The following is a 16,130-nucleotide window of genomic DNA, read 5'->3' on the forward strand; positions in this document are numbered from 1 at the left end:
CATTGATTTAAGATCAGTCAATCCTGCAAGCTGACCAAAGCAGTCAAATTGACAGTTCATTAAACTATTCTTTATAGAAAACTGAGGCAAACCAAAGAATATTAAGGGCATTGCTTGAAAATAATTATCTTAAACTTATCAAAGTCTACCTGAGAGCATGAATCAGGCATATATTACCTTTGAGCTCCCAAGTGATGATTTGATATGCTTAATCAATTTTTAAACTCTACCCCATGATCTCAAGATTGATTCTAGTCCTTTTGATTTTTTCCATGACCTGCAATTTCCTTCTGGCTCAGGATACAATCAATAATGCATCCATAGACAGCATAGCTCAGGACAGTAGCAGAAGCCTAATCTCTAAGATTGAGTCAATAGACAGCTTGTTCATTATTCCTGATAGTCTGGAATCTGTCCCTAGCAGAAAAACAACTGATATAGGCAAAGTGTTTTCAGAAATCATCAATAGAGCTCAGCTCAATGCCATCGCGCTGAATCAAATCAAGATGGAGTTATCTGAGCCGCTTGACACGCTGGAAATGTCAGACAAACTGCCAAGCATCAGAGCTTTTGCAAATACGCTCAAGGAAAAGTCAACGGCGGCTGAAGGACAACATAACCTGAGGTATCTGCAGGGTATGGAAAACCTCATAGATATAGTTAGTGATATCAATAGCCAGTTTGCTGAGGACGTTAAAGACCGGATAGAGGTCCTGACCGATGTGGGCGAGCGTCTGGTGCAAATAAAAACAGACACCGTTTTCAACCTGAGTTTACGTGATACCACACTGATCCCTGCCATCAATCATGAACTTAACCTCCTCCGCCAATCCATCCATACCATAGACAGCAGTTTCCTAGCTCAAGAGATAATTGTGGCTAGATTCCAAGCCAAGATCAGTTCAAATACGGTTACCTTTCTTGAGCTTCAGCAATTAATCAATTCTGAGAGGAAACAACTGGAACATAAAATCTGGACCAAGGAAATCGGCTACCCCTGGGAGCCATCTCACTTTGATGATACGACTACTTTTAATCAAGTAATCAAAGACTCAATTCTCCTCAATTCTGGATTATTACTGATTTACATCCAGAGATTTCCCATCATTTTTAGCCTGGCCATCTTCCTCACCTTTGGACTATATCTGATTTTCAAACGGGTATTAAAGAAAATATCTGATGAAAAGGAATTTGCCAACCTGATATTACAACGGGTGGAGTACTTCGACAAGCACACCTTTTGGTCCACTTTAATTTGCCTTTTGCCATTCTTTCTGATCAGTTTTAATTCCCCTCCATTAGTCTTTGTTTCCATACTCAGTTTGCTGCTGGTGATTGGATCCACTTTTCTGGTCAAAAATCAATTTGGAAAAACCTTTCACCGCTATTGGGTCTTATTTTTAGTCCCTTACATTTTGCTCGCTTATAGCGGACTGCACTGGAAAATCGCCTATCAGGAAAGATGGTATATCATGTTCTCATCCATCATTTTCATCCTTATGGGATACCTGGTTTGGAAAGATGTCAAGGACAAGGAATTTGCGGGCGCAGGCCTGTTGAAGCTGGTGGCGCTTTTTATGATTTTACTGGAAGTCTTTGGCTTGGCTGCAAATATCCTGGGCAGATTCAACCTGGCCAAAATTTACACTGTCACCGGGGTGGTGAGTTTTTACAGGGCTGTTGGCTTATACCTCTTTGTCCAAGCATGTCTGGAAGCTGTGTACCTTTTGATCGAATACAGCAAAAAAGAGAATGACGGCTTTACTTCTTATTTCGATTTTCAAGATTTACAGAAAAGAATGAAAGGAGGGCTATCTATCGTGGCCACTATCTTCTGGATCTATGGAGTACTTTGGAATTTGGGGTACTTTGACCAGCTATTCTCCTCGATGGTGGATTTCTTAAGCAAAACCCGTGTGCTTGGAGACACAGAGTTTGAATTTGGAAGCATTTTATTATTTCTTTTCATCCTTTATATATCCACCTTTCTGGCAAATAACATTGCCTATTTCGCTTCCATCAAGGATCAGAAAAATGCCCATTCCAGAAAACAACGCCTAGGAAGTTCAGTACTCCTGATTAGATTAGCTGTGCTGATAGTTGGTTTTTTCATCGGCATGACTGCAGCGAAAATCCCATTTGATAAGATAGCCATTGTGTTGGGTGCATTATCGGTAGGTATTGGGTTTGGACTTCAGACCATCATCAACAATCTCGTGTCGGGTATCATCCTGGCTTTCGAAAGACCCATTCAGATCGGAGATGAGATTCAGGTAGGACAAAACAGCGGAACTGTCAAAGATGTGGGCATACGAGCCAGTAAAATCAGGGCTTATGATGGGTCTGAGATAATAGTCCCGAATGGAGACCTACTGTCCCAGAGCCTGATCAACTGGACGCTTTCTGACAAAAAACGGAGAGTAGAACTCATCATTGGCGTAGGGTATGGCTCAGACATGAAGCTAGTCAAATCCATTTTAGAAAACATCTTGCAGGAATCTGATGTTCTCAAAGTCCCAAATCCAAGAGTGTACATGCAGACTTTCAATGACAACTCCGTGGATTTCAGGGTATTGTTTTGGGTGGAAAACATGGACGTTTGGCTGGACTGCAGGTCAACGGTCATGACTGCTATTTTTGAAAAATTTGCTGAAAATGGAATTGAAATCCCATTCCCAAAAAGAGACCTATACATCAAGTCTCTACCGGGCAACTGGAAGGAAACAATCTCCAAACCCAATGAGGAAATTTCGCCGGATGATTCGGAACCAAAGGAGTAAAAAAAATCCCCTGAAGCCTAGCTACAGGGGATAATTACACTAACGAAAAAGACTAATACTATTATGATCTTTTGACGTTGATGGCATTTGGCCCTTTTTTGCCATCCTTGATGTCATAGGTTACTTTGTCATTCTGAGTGATTTGATCTACCAATCCGGTCGCGTGTACGAATACTTCGCTTTGAGACTCATCGTCAACGATGAATCCGAACCCTTTGGCTTCATTGTAGAATTTTACTGTTCCGGTAAACATAATAAATTGTGATAAAATGGAATTGAAAGAGCGTTAAAAGTAAATATTCGTTTAAAAAAAACAAAATAATCATTCTTATTTTCAGGATATGAAGAAAATAATTTTGATACGACATGGGAAATCAGCCTGGAATTATCCAGAACTGACGGATCACGAAAGACCATTAGCCGAAAGAGGTCTAAGAGATGTCCCAAAAATGGCCGCAAGACTGAAAGAGAAAGGAATTTACCCTGATCTAATTCTCTCTTCCACAGCGGTAAGGGCAGCGCATACCGCTATAATTATGGCCGAAGGCTTAGCCATAAATCCGGACAAAATAAGCTACCAGGATAATTTGTACCATTCTTCCGCAGGCTTATTACGAAAAATTCTCCAAGGCCAAGATGATCAACATTCCCTCATTTTCATGGTGGGACATAATCCGGGAATGAATGAATTGATCTGGAGCCTAGGTGGAGATATAGAAAACCTACCGACTTCAGGAATTTTTGGGTTTAAAATCCAAGCTGCCCACTGGCTAAACTTCAAGCCTGAGCATGTAGAACCTTGGTTTTTTGATTATCCTAAGAAAGCTCTTTAAGGCAGTTCAAAATCCCTGACATCCTGAATCACCTCGGTGAACTGATGTTCATTTTCAAGCATGTGGCTGATTTTTGATGCTACTTGTTCTGGTGAACTCAAATCTCCATTGCTTTTGTAGCTTTTGAATCGCTCAATCTCCGGAAAATCCAAAGCTGAAGCTTGCCGGATTTCGTCCTGCATCTGGGTGTCCACGATCCCCGGTGCCACGCTGAAAAATCTGAATTCAGCATCGCTATTTTCTTTGGCAGCCACTTTCGTAAACATGGCTATGGCTGCTTTGGTACTACAGTATCCACCCCAGCCCTGCATAGGCTTGTGGGAAGCTCCCGAGCTCACATTGCAAATGATCTTTTTGCCTTGATACGCTTTGTATTTGGCTATAAAAGCGTTGGTCAGATACATGGGAGCCAATAAATTCACATTCACCTGAGATCTTAACTTTTTTACCATCAAGCTTCCTATTGGCTTGATTTCTCCGATCCACCCGGCATTATTGATCAGAATTACCTGCTCATAATCCCCATCGGGAAGTAGCTCTTCCATACGGGATTCTAGGACATCTAGCTCGCCAAGGTCAAGACTCACCTCTGTGAGGTTGGGTCTATCCAAATCCAATTTGGAACGTGAAATCGCCAAGATTTGGAAGTTTTCCTTGGCTAGGTAATTATCCAGTATAGCGCGGCCTAAGCCTTGGCTATGCCCGGTTAGGATTAAGAGTGATTTCTTCATAGTGGGGTGATTGAAGATTGGCTCTATATTATAAAATATATTGGGAAAGGTCACGGTTTTGTACCAAAGTACTTAAGCGATCTTGGACCATTTCTCTGGTAACCATGATTTTTGAATTGGCAGTGATGGTATCTGGCACATCGAAGAGAAAGTCATTCAACAACTGACTCATCACGGTATGAAGTCTCCTTGCACCTATATTTTCCACTTCCTGATTGATCAGGAAAGCCAGGCGTGCGATTTCTTCTATGGCCTCATCATTGAATTCAAGAGAAACCTCTTCTGCATTGAACAAAGCTTGGTATTGCTTGGTCAAGGCATTTTTTGGCTCGCGCAAAATTCTGGAAAAATCTGATTGAGTCAGACTTTGCAGCTCCACACGGATCGGGAATCTACCTTGTAATTCAGGGATCAAATCAGAAGGTTTGGACACATGAAAAGCACCGGCAGCGATGAATAGAACATGATCTGTGTTGATCACTCCGTACTTGGTATTCACTGCTGACCCTTCTACAATAGGCAGCAAATCCCGCTGTACTCCTTCCCGACTTACATCAGGACCTCCACCGTTCTTTCCGGATTTAGAGGCTATTTTATCAACTTCATCTATGAATATGATACCATTGTTTTCTGCAAGCTTGATGGCTTCTTCCTTTACCTCATCAAAATCCACCAGCTTAGCCATTTCATCTTCCAAGAGGATCTTACGAGCTTCAGAAATACTTACTTTACGTTTTTTAGTCTTCTTCGGCATCATATTGGAAATCATATCCTGAAGACCGGACATGCTGGCATCATCCATCATTCCATTTCCGATCATGCCCACACCCACAGGAGAGCTGGCTTTGACATTGATCTCAATTTTCCTATCGTCCAGTTCACCTTCTCGGAGCTTTTCGCGAAAACGGTCCCGGGTTCTTTCATTCAGCTCGGCATCACTGCTAGGCTCTGAGTCATCTTCTACATTTGCCGGGACATTTCTGGTAAATCCTGCGCTCTTCACTGGAGGAATCAAAATATCCAAGATCAACTCTTCTACTGCCTCTGCAGCTTTGATTTTTACCTCTTCATTTTTTTGCTCACGCACCAAAGCCACTGCCTGCTCTACCAGGTCACGTACCATACTTTCCACATCCCGACCTACATAGCCTACTTCTGTGAATTTGGACGCTTCCACCTTGGTAAAAGGCGCATTGGCTACTTTGGCTAGCCGCCTGGCGATTTCTGTCTTACCCACTCCCGTGGAACCTATCATCAAAATATTGTTTGGGACTATATCCTTTTGGATATCCGTCTTGACCATCAGCCTTCTGATCCTGTTTCGAAGCGCAATAGCCACGTTTCGCTTGGCATCATTTTGACCTATGATATATTTGTCCAGTTCAGCGACAATCTGTCTGGGCGTAAGTGAAAGTATCTTTTCCATGTTGTTAGCTTAAAGTGTACTCAGAGGATTGTGGTGGGTTCCCATCTGAGTAGGAGTTGGTTTGTTTCTCAAATTGAAGAAAAAAGGGAGGAACTCCCCCCTTTCCCATGCTTATTTATCTTTTCCGTTTTCGGACTGAAAATTGAATTGTAGTGGATGATCGACTTTGCCTTTCAGCAAAGCAATATCCAGCACCTCTTCTACTCTTTCCACAAAATGGAATTCTAGTCCTTTGATGTATTGTGCATCGATTTCTTCGATATCACGCTGATTCTTTTTACAAAGAATGATTTCTTTGATCCCTGCACGTTTGGCTGCCAGGATTTTTTCTTTGATTCCACCTACAGGCATCACTTTACCTATAAGGCTGATTTCTCCGGTCATGGCTACTTTAGCTTTCACTTTTCTTTGGGTGAAAACGGATGCCATCGCAGTAAGCATGGTGATTCCTGCAGAAGGCCCATCTTTTGGCACAGCTCCGGCCGGTACGTGAATGTGTAGATCGTACTGATCAAAAACCCGATGATCTATGCCCAGTTTGTCTGCTTTGGACCTTAGGTAAGAGAGTGCGGTCATGGCTGATTCCTTCATCACATCTCCCAATTGGCCAGACAGGGTAAGTTTACCCTTTCCTCGGCTTAGGCTTGTTTCTATAAATAGAATTTCTCCACCCACACTGGTCCAGGCTAGGCCAGTCACGACGCCAGCGGTATTGTTATCAGTATAGGATTCCTTATCAAATATTTCCGAACCTAGGATTTTTCTTACAGCTGCTGGTGTGATTTTAGGGGAATATTCCTCTTCCATTGCGATGGATTTGGCGATATTTCTTACCACTTTACCTATGGCTCTTTCCAGACTTCGCACACCTGATTCACGGGTGTAATCTTCGATCAATTTTACTAATGCAGCTTTTTCAAAGGAAATTTGCTTGGCTTTTAAGCCGTGCTCTTTTCTCTGCTTGGGCACCAAATGCCTCTTGGCGATTTCGACTTTCTCCTCCTGCGTATATCCGGTTACTTCTATGATTTCCATTCTGTCACGCAAAGCCGGCTGAATGGAATCCAGGGAGTTGGCCGTAGCGATGAAGAGCACCTTACTCAAATCATATTCCACTTCCAGGTAATTATCCAGGAAGGCGTTGTTTTGCTCAGGATCCAAAACCTCCAAAAAAGCAGAAGAAGGGTCCCCTCTAAAATCTGAGGAAAGTTTATCAATCTCATCCAGCACATAGACAGGATTGGATGTTTTTACTTTTTTCATATTCTGGATGATCTTACCTGGCATAGCGCCTATGTAAGTTTTGCGATGCCCACGAATCTCTGATTCATCGTGCATGCCACCCAGCGACATCCTGACATACTTCCGCCCTAAAGCTGCCGCAATGGATTTACCCAAGGAGGTTTTGCCCACACCAGGAGGTCCATAAAGACATAGTATCGGTCCTTTCAAATCATTCTTCAACTTCAGAACCGCCAAGTACTCAATGATTCTTTCTTTGACTTTTTCCAAGCCAAAGTGATCACTATCCAGTACTTTCTTGGCATGCTTCAGGTCAAAATTATCCTGCGTAAACTCATTCCAAGGCAGATCCACCATGGTTTCAACATAGTTCAGTGCGATGGGATACTCAGCAGCCGATGGATTGATTCTTAAGATCTTATCCAGTTCCTTATCGAAATGTTTTTTGACTTCTGCGGGCCAGTCCTTCTTGGCTCCGCGTATCCTGAGATCCTCGACTTCCTTTTCAGGCCCTTCCTCACCTAGCTCAGTTTGCAGGACTTTCATCTGCTGACGCAGGAAGTAGTCCCGCTGCTGCTGATCTATATCCGTATGGACTTTCTTTTGAATCTCCGATTTCAATTCCAGCATTTGGATATCCTTCAGCATGTATTCCAAGAGCAAGGTAGCCCGCTCTACACCATCGTTGATTTCCAAAAGGCGCTGTTTGGACTCTACCGGAGCGTTGATATTGGAAGAGAGAAAATGCGTGAGAAAAGGAGTATTATCAATATTATCCAGTGCGACCTGAGCTTCTCTTGGGATTTCCGGATTCAAATGCAGAATCCGGGTTGCAGATTCCTTGAGGGATTCCTCCAGGGCCTGGATTTTCTTTGAGCTTTTCGGGAAATTCTCTTCTAGGTACTCGGCTCTAGCAATGAAGTACGGATCATCCGTAATCTGCTCGGAAATTTTAAAGCGCTTTTTGCCTTGGATAATGATCGTAGTATTTCCATCCGGAAGCACGATCATCTTAATGATTTTAGCCAGGGTACCTACTTGATAAATATCCTCCCATGCCGGGTCATCTATATTGGGATTGATCTGGGCACATACACCGATCAGCTTGTTGCCTTTTTGGGCTTTTTTGACCAGGCGGATAGAGCGCTGTCTTCCCACAGTGATGGGGATGACCACGCCGGGGAACAACACAGTATTGCGAACAGAGAGAATCGGGATCTCTTCCTCTAGGACTTCCTTACCCTGCGTTTCATCCTCCTCATCCGTGATCAATTGAATCAGATCACCTTCTCCGGCAAATTCACCGACCATTAGATTTTGAAATGCAGAATTTTCGAATTGATTCATATAGACAGATTGACAGCCACGCTGTCTGTTTTATGCTAAAATAAAAGAAGAACCTTCAAAAAACGAAGGTTCTTCCAAAAAGGTCAAGGGCTGTGCCAAAGGGAGAAGTGGTCAGAATGGCAGTTTTAATCCCTAATATAGGCTGGGTCAATTTCTCTCAACATATAGCTATTGTATTCCGAATAGAAAATCTTCCCTCTGGACAGAAATATAAGCGGAGAGCCAGAATACTGTCTATTATAAATATAGATGTCTTTTACCGGAGCTTGATTATAGCTAGTCATATCTAGCTTACGTAGGGTATTTCCAAGAAGGACATAAACTGCATTTCCGATTGGCATGGCTACATTCCCATTGGAATACCCTAGGTAAGGATATTGCGCTAGTTCTACCCAGTCTTCTTGAGCTTTATCAAATCGCATCAGCCTGGTAGCCCTTAAATCATTATCATTGATTTCATGGACAAAGCCATATACCTGACCTTTAAATTCAAATGTGGTCTCAAAATCCCAGTAGTCGTTTACCTTAAAAGTCTTATTCCATTTACTCCAAGTTTTTGTGGAAAGGTTAAACCTATATCCTTCCTCTACTTTTTGAACATCAATCTCATCAATATAATAGCCTCCTCCGAAGTATAAATAACCGCCAGCAATAAAAACAGACCGGGGGGTTGAGGCTTTAGAGGGAATAGCCGGCAGTTCCGTAAGACTGCCAGTAGTCAAATTATAACTGTAGAATATTCCCGGTATATTGGCTATGGTATTATTAGAACCCGCGAAATACACCACATCTTGATGGATCACTGCAAAAGACGATGCAATATTACCTTGGTTGATATCCACGTATTTGAGAATCTTACCTGTTTTATTCTGTGGATCAACTTGGGTTATTTTCCCATCCAAAATCCAAATTCCCTTATCCCGCCAATTCACTGATCTTCCATCTGCCGCCGGATTGAATGGAAAAGTGTGCATGCGCATGTAAGGCAGCACAGGCCATGTATTTTCTACAGAGGCATAATTATCAGATTTCACTCCTGCATTATTTGCCCAAACCTTGAAAAATCTAGGATAAACCTCATCTTCGCGGAAATAAGAGTTTAACCATATAGAATCGGGTTTCGCACTGCTTACAGAAATCTCTAGCCCTTCCACATCAGAGACAAAATAGTTATTGAATGGAACAACAGAATTGAAATTGCTTCCAGCTAAAACCAAATAAGTATAATTAGTGCCCGTTTTTACTTTTTGACCTGGATCGATTTCAGTTTTTTGAATCCGAATGCTTTTGTCTAGTTCATAGATTTTACCTCGAAGCTGAATTCTAAAAGTGGGATTGAGCGTTTCGAAGGCTGCAAATGAACTGAATACTATCAGAGAATCAGATACACTGACTACTTCCATATTGTAATTAGGATAATAAACATTTACATCTCTGCTTCTCAAATATTTCCCCTTGATATAGAAATTTTCTTCATATGCGAAATCCCTGTCGGATTCGAAAAATATAGGTTCATAGAACTGAAAATCCGAATTGATATTCACTTGTTTGTCCAGAACCTTAATAGATAAGATTAGTTTCCCATCATAATCATAGGGATAGCCAAACTCAAGGTCATCTGGTATAATGATTTTGAAGCTATTTTCCTTTAAATCTATTACCTGTGCCGGTGCCTGATTTACCTTTACGGAATAATTTGACAAGTCCGTGCTGAGTCGGGTACCATATACCTCCAAGGTATCACCGTAATAAACTTCTGGTTCTCCCTCTACACGATCAATCAAAAAGCCCAGAGCGCCTTCACTCTTGAATATCACAGCTTCGGAATAAACAGTCGCTACTTCAGTTTTGATAAATGCGGAAACGTAATAACTTCTCCCCTTCACCATAGAATGATCTCCCACAAGCCTAAACTCGTTAGCGGGGCGCCCAGTGGCTTTTACCACCTCTGCTGAAGTTACTTTAGGATCTGCATTCTCTGAATAAACAAAGCCATATTCTAGGATCTCATCAGAACCAAAATCATATACATTGGCAGTAAATTCAGCTCCGGTCTCCGAAACTTCCTGTACAAAGGCAACACTAAATCTAGGGTTGGTCCGAGGTACTACCTCTTCATTTTTATCGCAACCACTAAACAGGAATATACTTAGAATCCCTAACAACCAATTCTTCATAATTGCCTTATAGTTCTAATCCTATTTGAAAGGACACGTAAGTTCTGTTATAATAATATTGGGGTAAATTCGGAATACTAACCGTATAAAAATCCCTAAGGTATTGAGCTTCAACCTCTGCAAAAAGATCAAAGGAATGAGAAATTGGTATTGAAGCACCTAATTTGATCCCAGGAACAATCTTCAGATCAGTAGTAGAAAAAAGCTGGGATTCCATAATTAAGACGCCTTCCATTCCTCCGTTATAAGCATCATCTACAAAGCCTTTGTTATTATCTAACTTACTCATCCAAACTCCTCCTACTAGACCCAAGTAATAATCCATACCTCCTCTTTTCAAAAAGCTATAACTATAGCTGACAGGTATCACAATACTCTTTTCTTCAAATTGTGCAGATGCGGTTATGTCATTTACTGAGTAAGAGAAACTGGTTTCAAAATCCACAGGTCTTGTAACATAACCCGCACGTATCTCAAAACTGGACTTTGGTGAACGTCTAAAATCATGAAGTTTTATACCTGCCGAAACCCTATATCCCAAAATTGAACTAAACGCCCCCTTATACTTTTCTGATCGTGAATGTGACTGAAGGAAATCTGCACCAACACCAAATGCTACTGTTGGCGAAAATTTAACAAAAGGGATTTTCTCGACATGTAGCTTGTATGGTAACTGCTCACATTCGTGAAACTGAGTTAATATTCTAATTAAATCTTGTTCTTCTAACCTAGACTTTTCTATCAAATCAATAAGCTGAAATCCACATTCACCTGCTGTAAGTACTTTCAGTGTGGAGATGTAGAGTTTGATACGCCGCTGCTTCGAGGTTCCTGCTCCTGGAGTTATTTGGTAAAAAGCACGAAGCTTCTGGATTTCAATTCCATTATCTATGTAGTAATTTCCATTTTTATAATCTAGCTGCAGTTTCCCAGAAAAAATAACCTGAACAAACTCCCTCCCAGATTCTTCAGAAAGGGTCTTGCTTAGAAAAAACCTTCCATTCTCTATACCAAACCCATAAAGATCTTTTGGCCCAAAAACTTGTGTATTACCCTGACTGACAAAAACCACCTCGCTGTAGTCAGTGACATCATAGTTTCTTTGAATTTGCCCGAAGACTTTTGTCCCATTTGGGAAAATGACAAAATCCGATGCAATCCCACGGCCTGGATCTAAGCTAGACCATATGTTTTCCTCTATGTATCCACTTTGAGCCTGTGCCTGGAAAAACGGCAAGCTTGTCAGAATCAAGACAATTGCCATTTGTAGATTTTTTACCATATAATAAATAAAAGAGGCGCGCTAGATAGTCAGTTTTCTACATATCAGCAATGGAATAGTTAAAATATTTTTTAGTAAAAATCAATACTAGTTTTAAAACAAAAAAAGCCGGAAGAGATTCCGGCTTTTTTTGTTTTAAAGTGATTCTAATCCCCCATGATCAGCTTTAGCACATCGTTTCCAATAGCAAAAACCATCAAGGCAAGCAAAACCACCATCCCCACTTTCTGGGCATTTTCCAAGAATCTATCCGACGGCGCTCGACCGGAAATCATCTCATAAAGCAAAAAGATCACATGTCCTCCATCCAGTGCAGGAATCGGAAGCAAGTTCATAAATGCCAATATCATAGAGATCAATCCCGTAATAGTCCAGAACTTGGACCAGTTCCAGGTATCCCCGTATATCTTCGCCATTCCGATAGGACCGCTTACATTTTTGGTGGAAACCTCACCGGTAAACATCTTGCCCATGGCTTTGGCATTTACGATCACTACAGAAAATGCTCTGGTGGTGCCTTTTTTCACCGCTTCAGCAAAACCATACTTACGCTGCACCATCTCTACAGTCTGCGCCATTTCAATCCCGATCATACCGTCTTCTGATACGTCCACCATGGTGTGTGTAGTGTCCTGATCTGCAGTCAACAAAGTAACGTCAACTTCCTTACCCGCTGCATCGGCTAATACCTCCCGGATGTCATTGATGTAATTGATGGAGCGGCCATTTACGGCCAATATCTGGTCATCAGCAGTAATCCCAGCCATTTCGGCCGCTCCGCCTTTGGTCACCCCTTGTAGCTCAAAAGGGTATCGAATATCCAGGAAATTACTCATCGCATCCTCATTATTAAAAGAGTTGATGAAGCCTCTAGGGATTGCCACTTTTATGATTTCCCCATCTCTATCTACCGTATAAAACCCGTTCTCGCTGAGCAAAGCAGCACCAGAACTGAGGTCGTTGATGGACTGATAAGGCTCTCCATTGATGTCCAAAATCTTATCACCGGTTTTCAGACCTATAGATTCTCCGATTTCATAGGCTACAATCCCGTTTTCTATTACCTGATCCCTGGAGAAATATGTCTCACCATTGTTGAAAACCAGGATTACAAATATCACAATCCCCGTGATGACGTTGACTATAATCCCTCCCAGCATCACAATTAGGCGCTGCCATGCCGGCTTGGAGCGGAACTCCCATGGCTGTGGCTCTCCGGCCATCTGTTCAGAATCCATGGACTCATCTACCATGCCCGAGATTTTTACAAATCCTCCCAATGGAATCGCTCCAATAGAATATTCCGTTTCTCCATATTGAAAACCGGCGATTTTAGGAGGAAATCCGATTGAGAATTTTTCTACTCTCATGCCAAACATCTTGGCAGTAAGTAAGTGACCCAACTCGTGCAATCCCACCAGGATTGATAATCCCAGGAGTAATTGGCCCACCATAATTAAGGTATCCATTATACTTTATTCGTTATTAGTTCTTTTGTAATTTCTCTAGCCCGCTGATCCGTCTCCACATAATCTTCCAATTTCGGATGTGCAATAAACTCAGCTTTTTCCAGAGTTTCGCCAATCAGATCTGACATTTGCAGAAATCCCACCTCTTTTTTCAAGAAAGCCGCTACAGCTATTTCATTCGCAGCATTGAGTACACAGGGTGAATTGCCTCCTTTTGCCAGGGCATCATAGGCCAGTTGTAGGTTCCGGAATGTCTTCAGATCAGGCTGCTCGAAAGTGAGCTGCGGATAATCCAGAAAGTTGAATCTTTCGAAGTTACTTTTCAGACGGTCTGGGAAGCTCAGTGCAAACTGAATGGGAATACGCATATCCGGCAATCCAAGTTGCGCCTTCAAGGAGCCATCCTCAAACTGTACCAAAGAGTGGATGATACTCTGCGGATGTACGATCACGTCGATCTGCTCTGTTTTCAGTCCAAATAACCACTTCGCCTCTATCACTTCCAGACCTTTGTTCATCAGTGAAGCAGAGTCAATGGTGATTTTTGCTCCCATGTCCCAATTGGGGTGCTTCAGGGCTTGCTCCACTGTTACCGTTTCAAGAAAAGTTTTATCCTTTCCACGGAATGGACCACCTGAAGCAGTAAGGATAATCTTCTCAATAGGATTATGAAATTCTCCTACCAAGCACTGAAAAATCGCCGAATGTTCTGAATCTACCGGATAGATATTCACCCTATTTTCTTTGGCCAGAGCTGTGATAATCTCACCGGCTACGACCATGGTTTCCTTATTGGCGAGGGCAATCTGCTTCCCTGCTTTGATCGCATTAACAGTAGGGATCAAACCCGAATAGCCCACCAAAGCCGTCAAGACCACATCAATACTGTCCATCTCTACCACTTGGGCTATGGCTTTGGTACCCGCAAAAACCTTGATGTCCTGAGGGATCAAAGCTTCCTTCACCTTCCCGTAAAGCTCCTCATTACCGATCACAACTGCATTGGGGACAAACTCCAATGCCTGAGCAATCAACAAATCTGCATTATTTTGGGCAGTGAGAACCTCCACGATGAAGTCTTCAGGATGCTGACGGATTACCTCCAAGGTTTGGGTACCAATACTTCCGGTGCTGCCTAGGATGGCTACGCGTTTAGGTTCTGTCATTCAATTTTGGATTGTTGAGTAAATAAAACCGGAATAGATTCAGTCGGTTTTCTCAAGTGCTGACAAAATTACAAGATGCTCCCACTTTTCCGTGCACAATTCGTCAGTTTTTGCCCAGTGGCATTATTTTAATGGCTAAATGTAAAGTGATTCCACCTTTTAGCTGCTTAAAAAATGTGAAATCATGAACACCCTTTCTTTTCGTTCGTCAAATTGATTAAAATCTAAGCTATGAACAATCTCATTAAAACTACTGGAGTTTCATTTTTAGCCGGAATAGCCGGTGCTGCTGCTTGGTCATTTCTTTCCTTTTCGGAACCAGTCCAGCCTGCCAGTTTCCTTCCCAATTCACAACAAGAAGTAAGCTTTGCCTCCCAGTATGAACCTCCTGCCCCTGCACGTACTGTCCCACCCATTTCCTTTGTAGACGCTTCGGAAAACAGCACTGAATCGGTAGTTTTTATCAAAAACTTCTCAGGTACTGACCCACGGCGGTACAGTATGTTTGACTACTTCTTTGGCGGAGGCGGTGTTCCATCTCAGCAGGTCAGCACCGGCTCGGGCGTTATCATCTCAGAAGATGGGTACATAGTGACCAACAATCACGTCATAGACCGAGCAGAGACCATAGAGGTAGTACACAAAAAGCAAACCTACAAAGCCACCTTAGTCGGCACAGATAAAAATACTGACATCGCTGTTTTGAAAATAGAGGGGGAAAATCTGCCTGCCATCCGGAAGGGCAACAGCCGTGATCTGAAAATCGGTGAATGGGTCCTCGCGGTAGGAAATCCTTTTAACTTAACCTCTACCGTGACTGCAGGGATAGTTTCAGCAAAAGAAAGGCAAATCAATATCCTAGGCGGTGACTTCCCACTAGAGAGCTTTATTCAGACAGATGCTCCTATTAACCCTGGTAACTCAGGAGGGGCACTGGTAAATGTGGATGGGGAATTAGTAGGAATTAACACGGCAATTCTTTCCCGAACAGGATCCTATACCGGTTATGGATTTGCTGTGCCCGTGGATATTGCTTTAAAAGTAGCCAATGACCTGATCCAATACGGAGAGGTACAAAAGGCCATTCCGGGAATAGAAGCCGTAGAAATCACCCCAGAACTGGCTGAGGAAATGCAAATCAACACCCTAGATGGTGTAATCGTCACCCATGTTATCAAAGATGGGGCTGCAGAAAGAGCAGGGCTGCAACGCAACGACGTAATCACGGACCTAGGCGATCAAAGGATCACTGGAAAGGGAAGTTTTGAAGAAGCACTCTCCTACTATTACCCCGGAGATAAGCTATCAGTCAGCTTCCTCAGGGATGGTAAGCCCAAAATGGCCAATCTCACCTTGCAAAATCTTGAAGGTGGGAACGGGGTAATCAAAAGAGAATTTTACAGCTCAAGGATCCTCGGGGCCAAGCTTGAGGCAGTCAATACTATTGAAAAAGACAAATTTGGAGTCGATTACGGGATTAAAATATCCGGCTTGACCAGAGGTTATTTGAGGGAATTGGGTCTGAGAGAAGGTTTTATCCTTACACAAATCAATCGCCAACCCGCTCAAGATCCTAAGCAAGTTGGCGAATATTTAGAAAAGTACAGTGGCAGATTACTTTTAGAAGGTGTGGCATCTAACGGCCAGCCATTCCTCCAAAGCTATACGATCAGGTAA

General features: G+C 42.5%; 11 protein-coding genes. 3 read left to right on the forward strand and 8 right to left on the reverse strand.

The genetic code is table 11. The annotated features are described in order from the left end of the window. The first annotated feature begins 233 nt into the window (after positions 1-233). Complete coding sequence (locus tag PBT90_RS13875) at positions 234-2,780, forward strand: mechanosensitive ion channel family protein (protein ID WP_264811189.1); 2,547 nt, start codon at positions 234-236, stop codon at positions 2,778-2,780. Positions 2,781-2,841: 61 nt separating this feature from the next. Here the strand turns inward: PBT90_RS13875 and PBT90_RS13880 are convergent, their stop codons facing one another. After that, positions 2,842-3,033, reverse strand: a complete 192-nt coding sequence (locus PBT90_RS13880; protein ID WP_264811190.1) for a cold-shock protein — start codon at positions 3,031-3,033, stop codon at positions 2,842-2,844. Positions 3,034-3,121: 88 nt separating this feature from the next. Here PBT90_RS13880 and PBT90_RS13885 point away from each other — a divergent pair, with 88 nt between their 5' ends. Then, positions 3,122-3,613, forward strand: a complete 492-nt coding sequence (locus tag PBT90_RS13885) for a SixA phosphatase family protein (RefSeq protein ID WP_264811191.1) — start codon at positions 3,122-3,124, stop codon at positions 3,611-3,613. On the opposite strand, the gene PBT90_RS13890 is transcribed toward PBT90_RS13885, so the two are convergent. The 7 genes from PBT90_RS13890 to PBT90_RS13920 form a co-directional block, all read right to left on the reverse strand. Further along, positions 3,610-4,344, reverse strand: coding sequence for an SDR family NAD(P)-dependent oxidoreductase (locus PBT90_RS13890; RefSeq protein ID WP_264811192.1), 735 nt, complete (start codon positions 4,342-4,344; stop codon positions 3,610-3,612). The two genes, PBT90_RS13885 and PBT90_RS13890, sit on opposite strands and share 4 nt — an antisense overlap. Before the next feature lie 28 nt (positions 4,345-4,372). After that, complete coding sequence (gene hslU, locus PBT90_RS13895; protein WP_264811193.1) at positions 4,373-5,770, reverse strand: ATP-dependent protease ATPase subunit HslU; 1,398 nt, start codon at positions 5,768-5,770, stop codon at positions 4,373-4,375. Between the two features lie 111 nt (positions 5,771-5,881). Beyond that, the gene (gene lon, locus PBT90_RS13900; RefSeq protein ID WP_264811194.1) at positions 5,882-8,359 is read right to left on the reverse strand and encodes an endopeptidase La; all 2,478 of its coding nucleotides are present in this window, start codon (positions 8,357-8,359) and stop codon (positions 5,882-5,884) included. A 125-nt stretch (positions 8,360-8,484) separates the two neighbouring features. Beyond that, the gene (locus PBT90_RS13905) at positions 8,485-10,536 is read right to left on the reverse strand and encodes a hypothetical protein (protein ID WP_264811195.1); all 2,052 of its coding nucleotides are present in this window, start codon (positions 10,534-10,536) and stop codon (positions 8,485-8,487) included. Between the two features lie 7 nt (positions 10,537-10,543). Beyond that, positions 10,544-11,800 (reverse strand): hypothetical protein, encoded by a 1,257-nt coding sequence (locus PBT90_RS13910; RefSeq protein WP_270129752.1) that lies wholly within the window; start codon positions 11,798-11,800, stop codon positions 10,544-10,546. 164 nt (positions 11,801-11,964) lie between these two features. After that, the gene (rseP, locus tag PBT90_RS13915; RefSeq protein WP_264811197.1) at positions 11,965-13,287 is read right to left on the reverse strand and encodes an RIP metalloprotease RseP; all 1,323 of its coding nucleotides are present in this window, start codon (positions 13,285-13,287) and stop codon (positions 11,965-11,967) included. Then, complete coding sequence (locus PBT90_RS13920) at positions 13,287-14,453, reverse strand: 1-deoxy-D-xylulose-5-phosphate reductoisomerase (protein WP_264811198.1); 1,167 nt, start codon at positions 14,451-14,453, stop codon at positions 13,287-13,289. The genes rseP and PBT90_RS13920 overlap by 1 nt, the downstream gene beginning before the upstream one ends. Before the next feature lie 231 nt (positions 14,454-14,684). Here PBT90_RS13920 and PBT90_RS13925 point away from each other — a divergent pair, with 231 nt between their 5' ends. Beyond that, entirely contained in the window at positions 14,685-16,130 is a 1,446-nt protein-coding gene (locus PBT90_RS13925) for a S1C family serine protease (protein ID WP_264811199.1), read from the forward strand.

The sequence above is a fragment of the Algoriphagus sp. TR-M9 genome (genome assembly GCF_027594545.1).
Taxonomy (GTDB): domain Bacteria; phylum Bacteroidota; class Bacteroidia; order Cytophagales; family Cyclobacteriaceae; genus Algoriphagus; species Algoriphagus halophytocola.

What these genes read in the sequence shown, in the direction of transcription:
- hslU (WP_264811193.1), bottom strand. Translation starts at nt 5,770, where the DNA reads ATGGAAAAGATACTTTCACTTACGCCCAGACAGATTGTCGCTGAACTG.
- PBT90_RS13925 (WP_264811199.1), top strand. Translation starts at nt 14,685, where the DNA reads ATGAACAATCTCATTAAAACTACTGGAGTTTCATTTTTAGCCGGAATA.
- PBT90_RS13910 (WP_270129752.1), bottom strand. Translation starts at nt 11,800, where the DNA reads ATGGCAATTGTCTTGATTCTGACAAGCTTGCCGTTTTTCCAGGCACAG.
- PBT90_RS13875 (WP_264811189.1), top strand. Translation starts at nt 234, where the DNA reads ATGATCTCAAGATTGATTCTAGTCCTTTTGATTTTTTCCATGACCTGC.
- rseP (WP_264811197.1), bottom strand. Translation starts at nt 13,287, where the DNA reads ATGGATACCTTAATTATGGTGGGCCAATTACTCCTGGGATTATCAATC.
- PBT90_RS13885 (WP_264811191.1), top strand. Translation starts at nt 3,122, where the DNA reads ATGAAGAAAATAATTTTGATACGACATGGGAAATCAGCCTGGAATTAT.
- PBT90_RS13890 (WP_264811192.1), bottom strand. Translation starts at nt 4,344, where the DNA reads ATGAAGAAATCACTCTTAATCCTAACCGGGCATAGCCAAGGCTTAGGC.
- lon (WP_264811194.1), bottom strand. Translation starts at nt 8,359, where the DNA reads ATGAATCAATTCGAAAATTCTGCATTTCAAAATCTAATGGTCGGTGAA.
- PBT90_RS13905 (WP_264811195.1), bottom strand. Translation starts at nt 10,536, where the DNA reads ATGAAGAATTGGTTGTTAGGGATTCTAAGTATATTCCTGTTTAGTGGT.
- PBT90_RS13920 (WP_264811198.1), bottom strand. Translation starts at nt 14,453, where the DNA reads ATGACAGAACCTAAACGCGTAGCCATCCTAGGCAGCACCGGAAGTATT.
- PBT90_RS13880 (WP_264811190.1), bottom strand. Translation starts at nt 3,033, where the DNA reads ATGTTTACCGGAACAGTAAAATTCTACAATGAAGCCAAAGGGTTCGGA.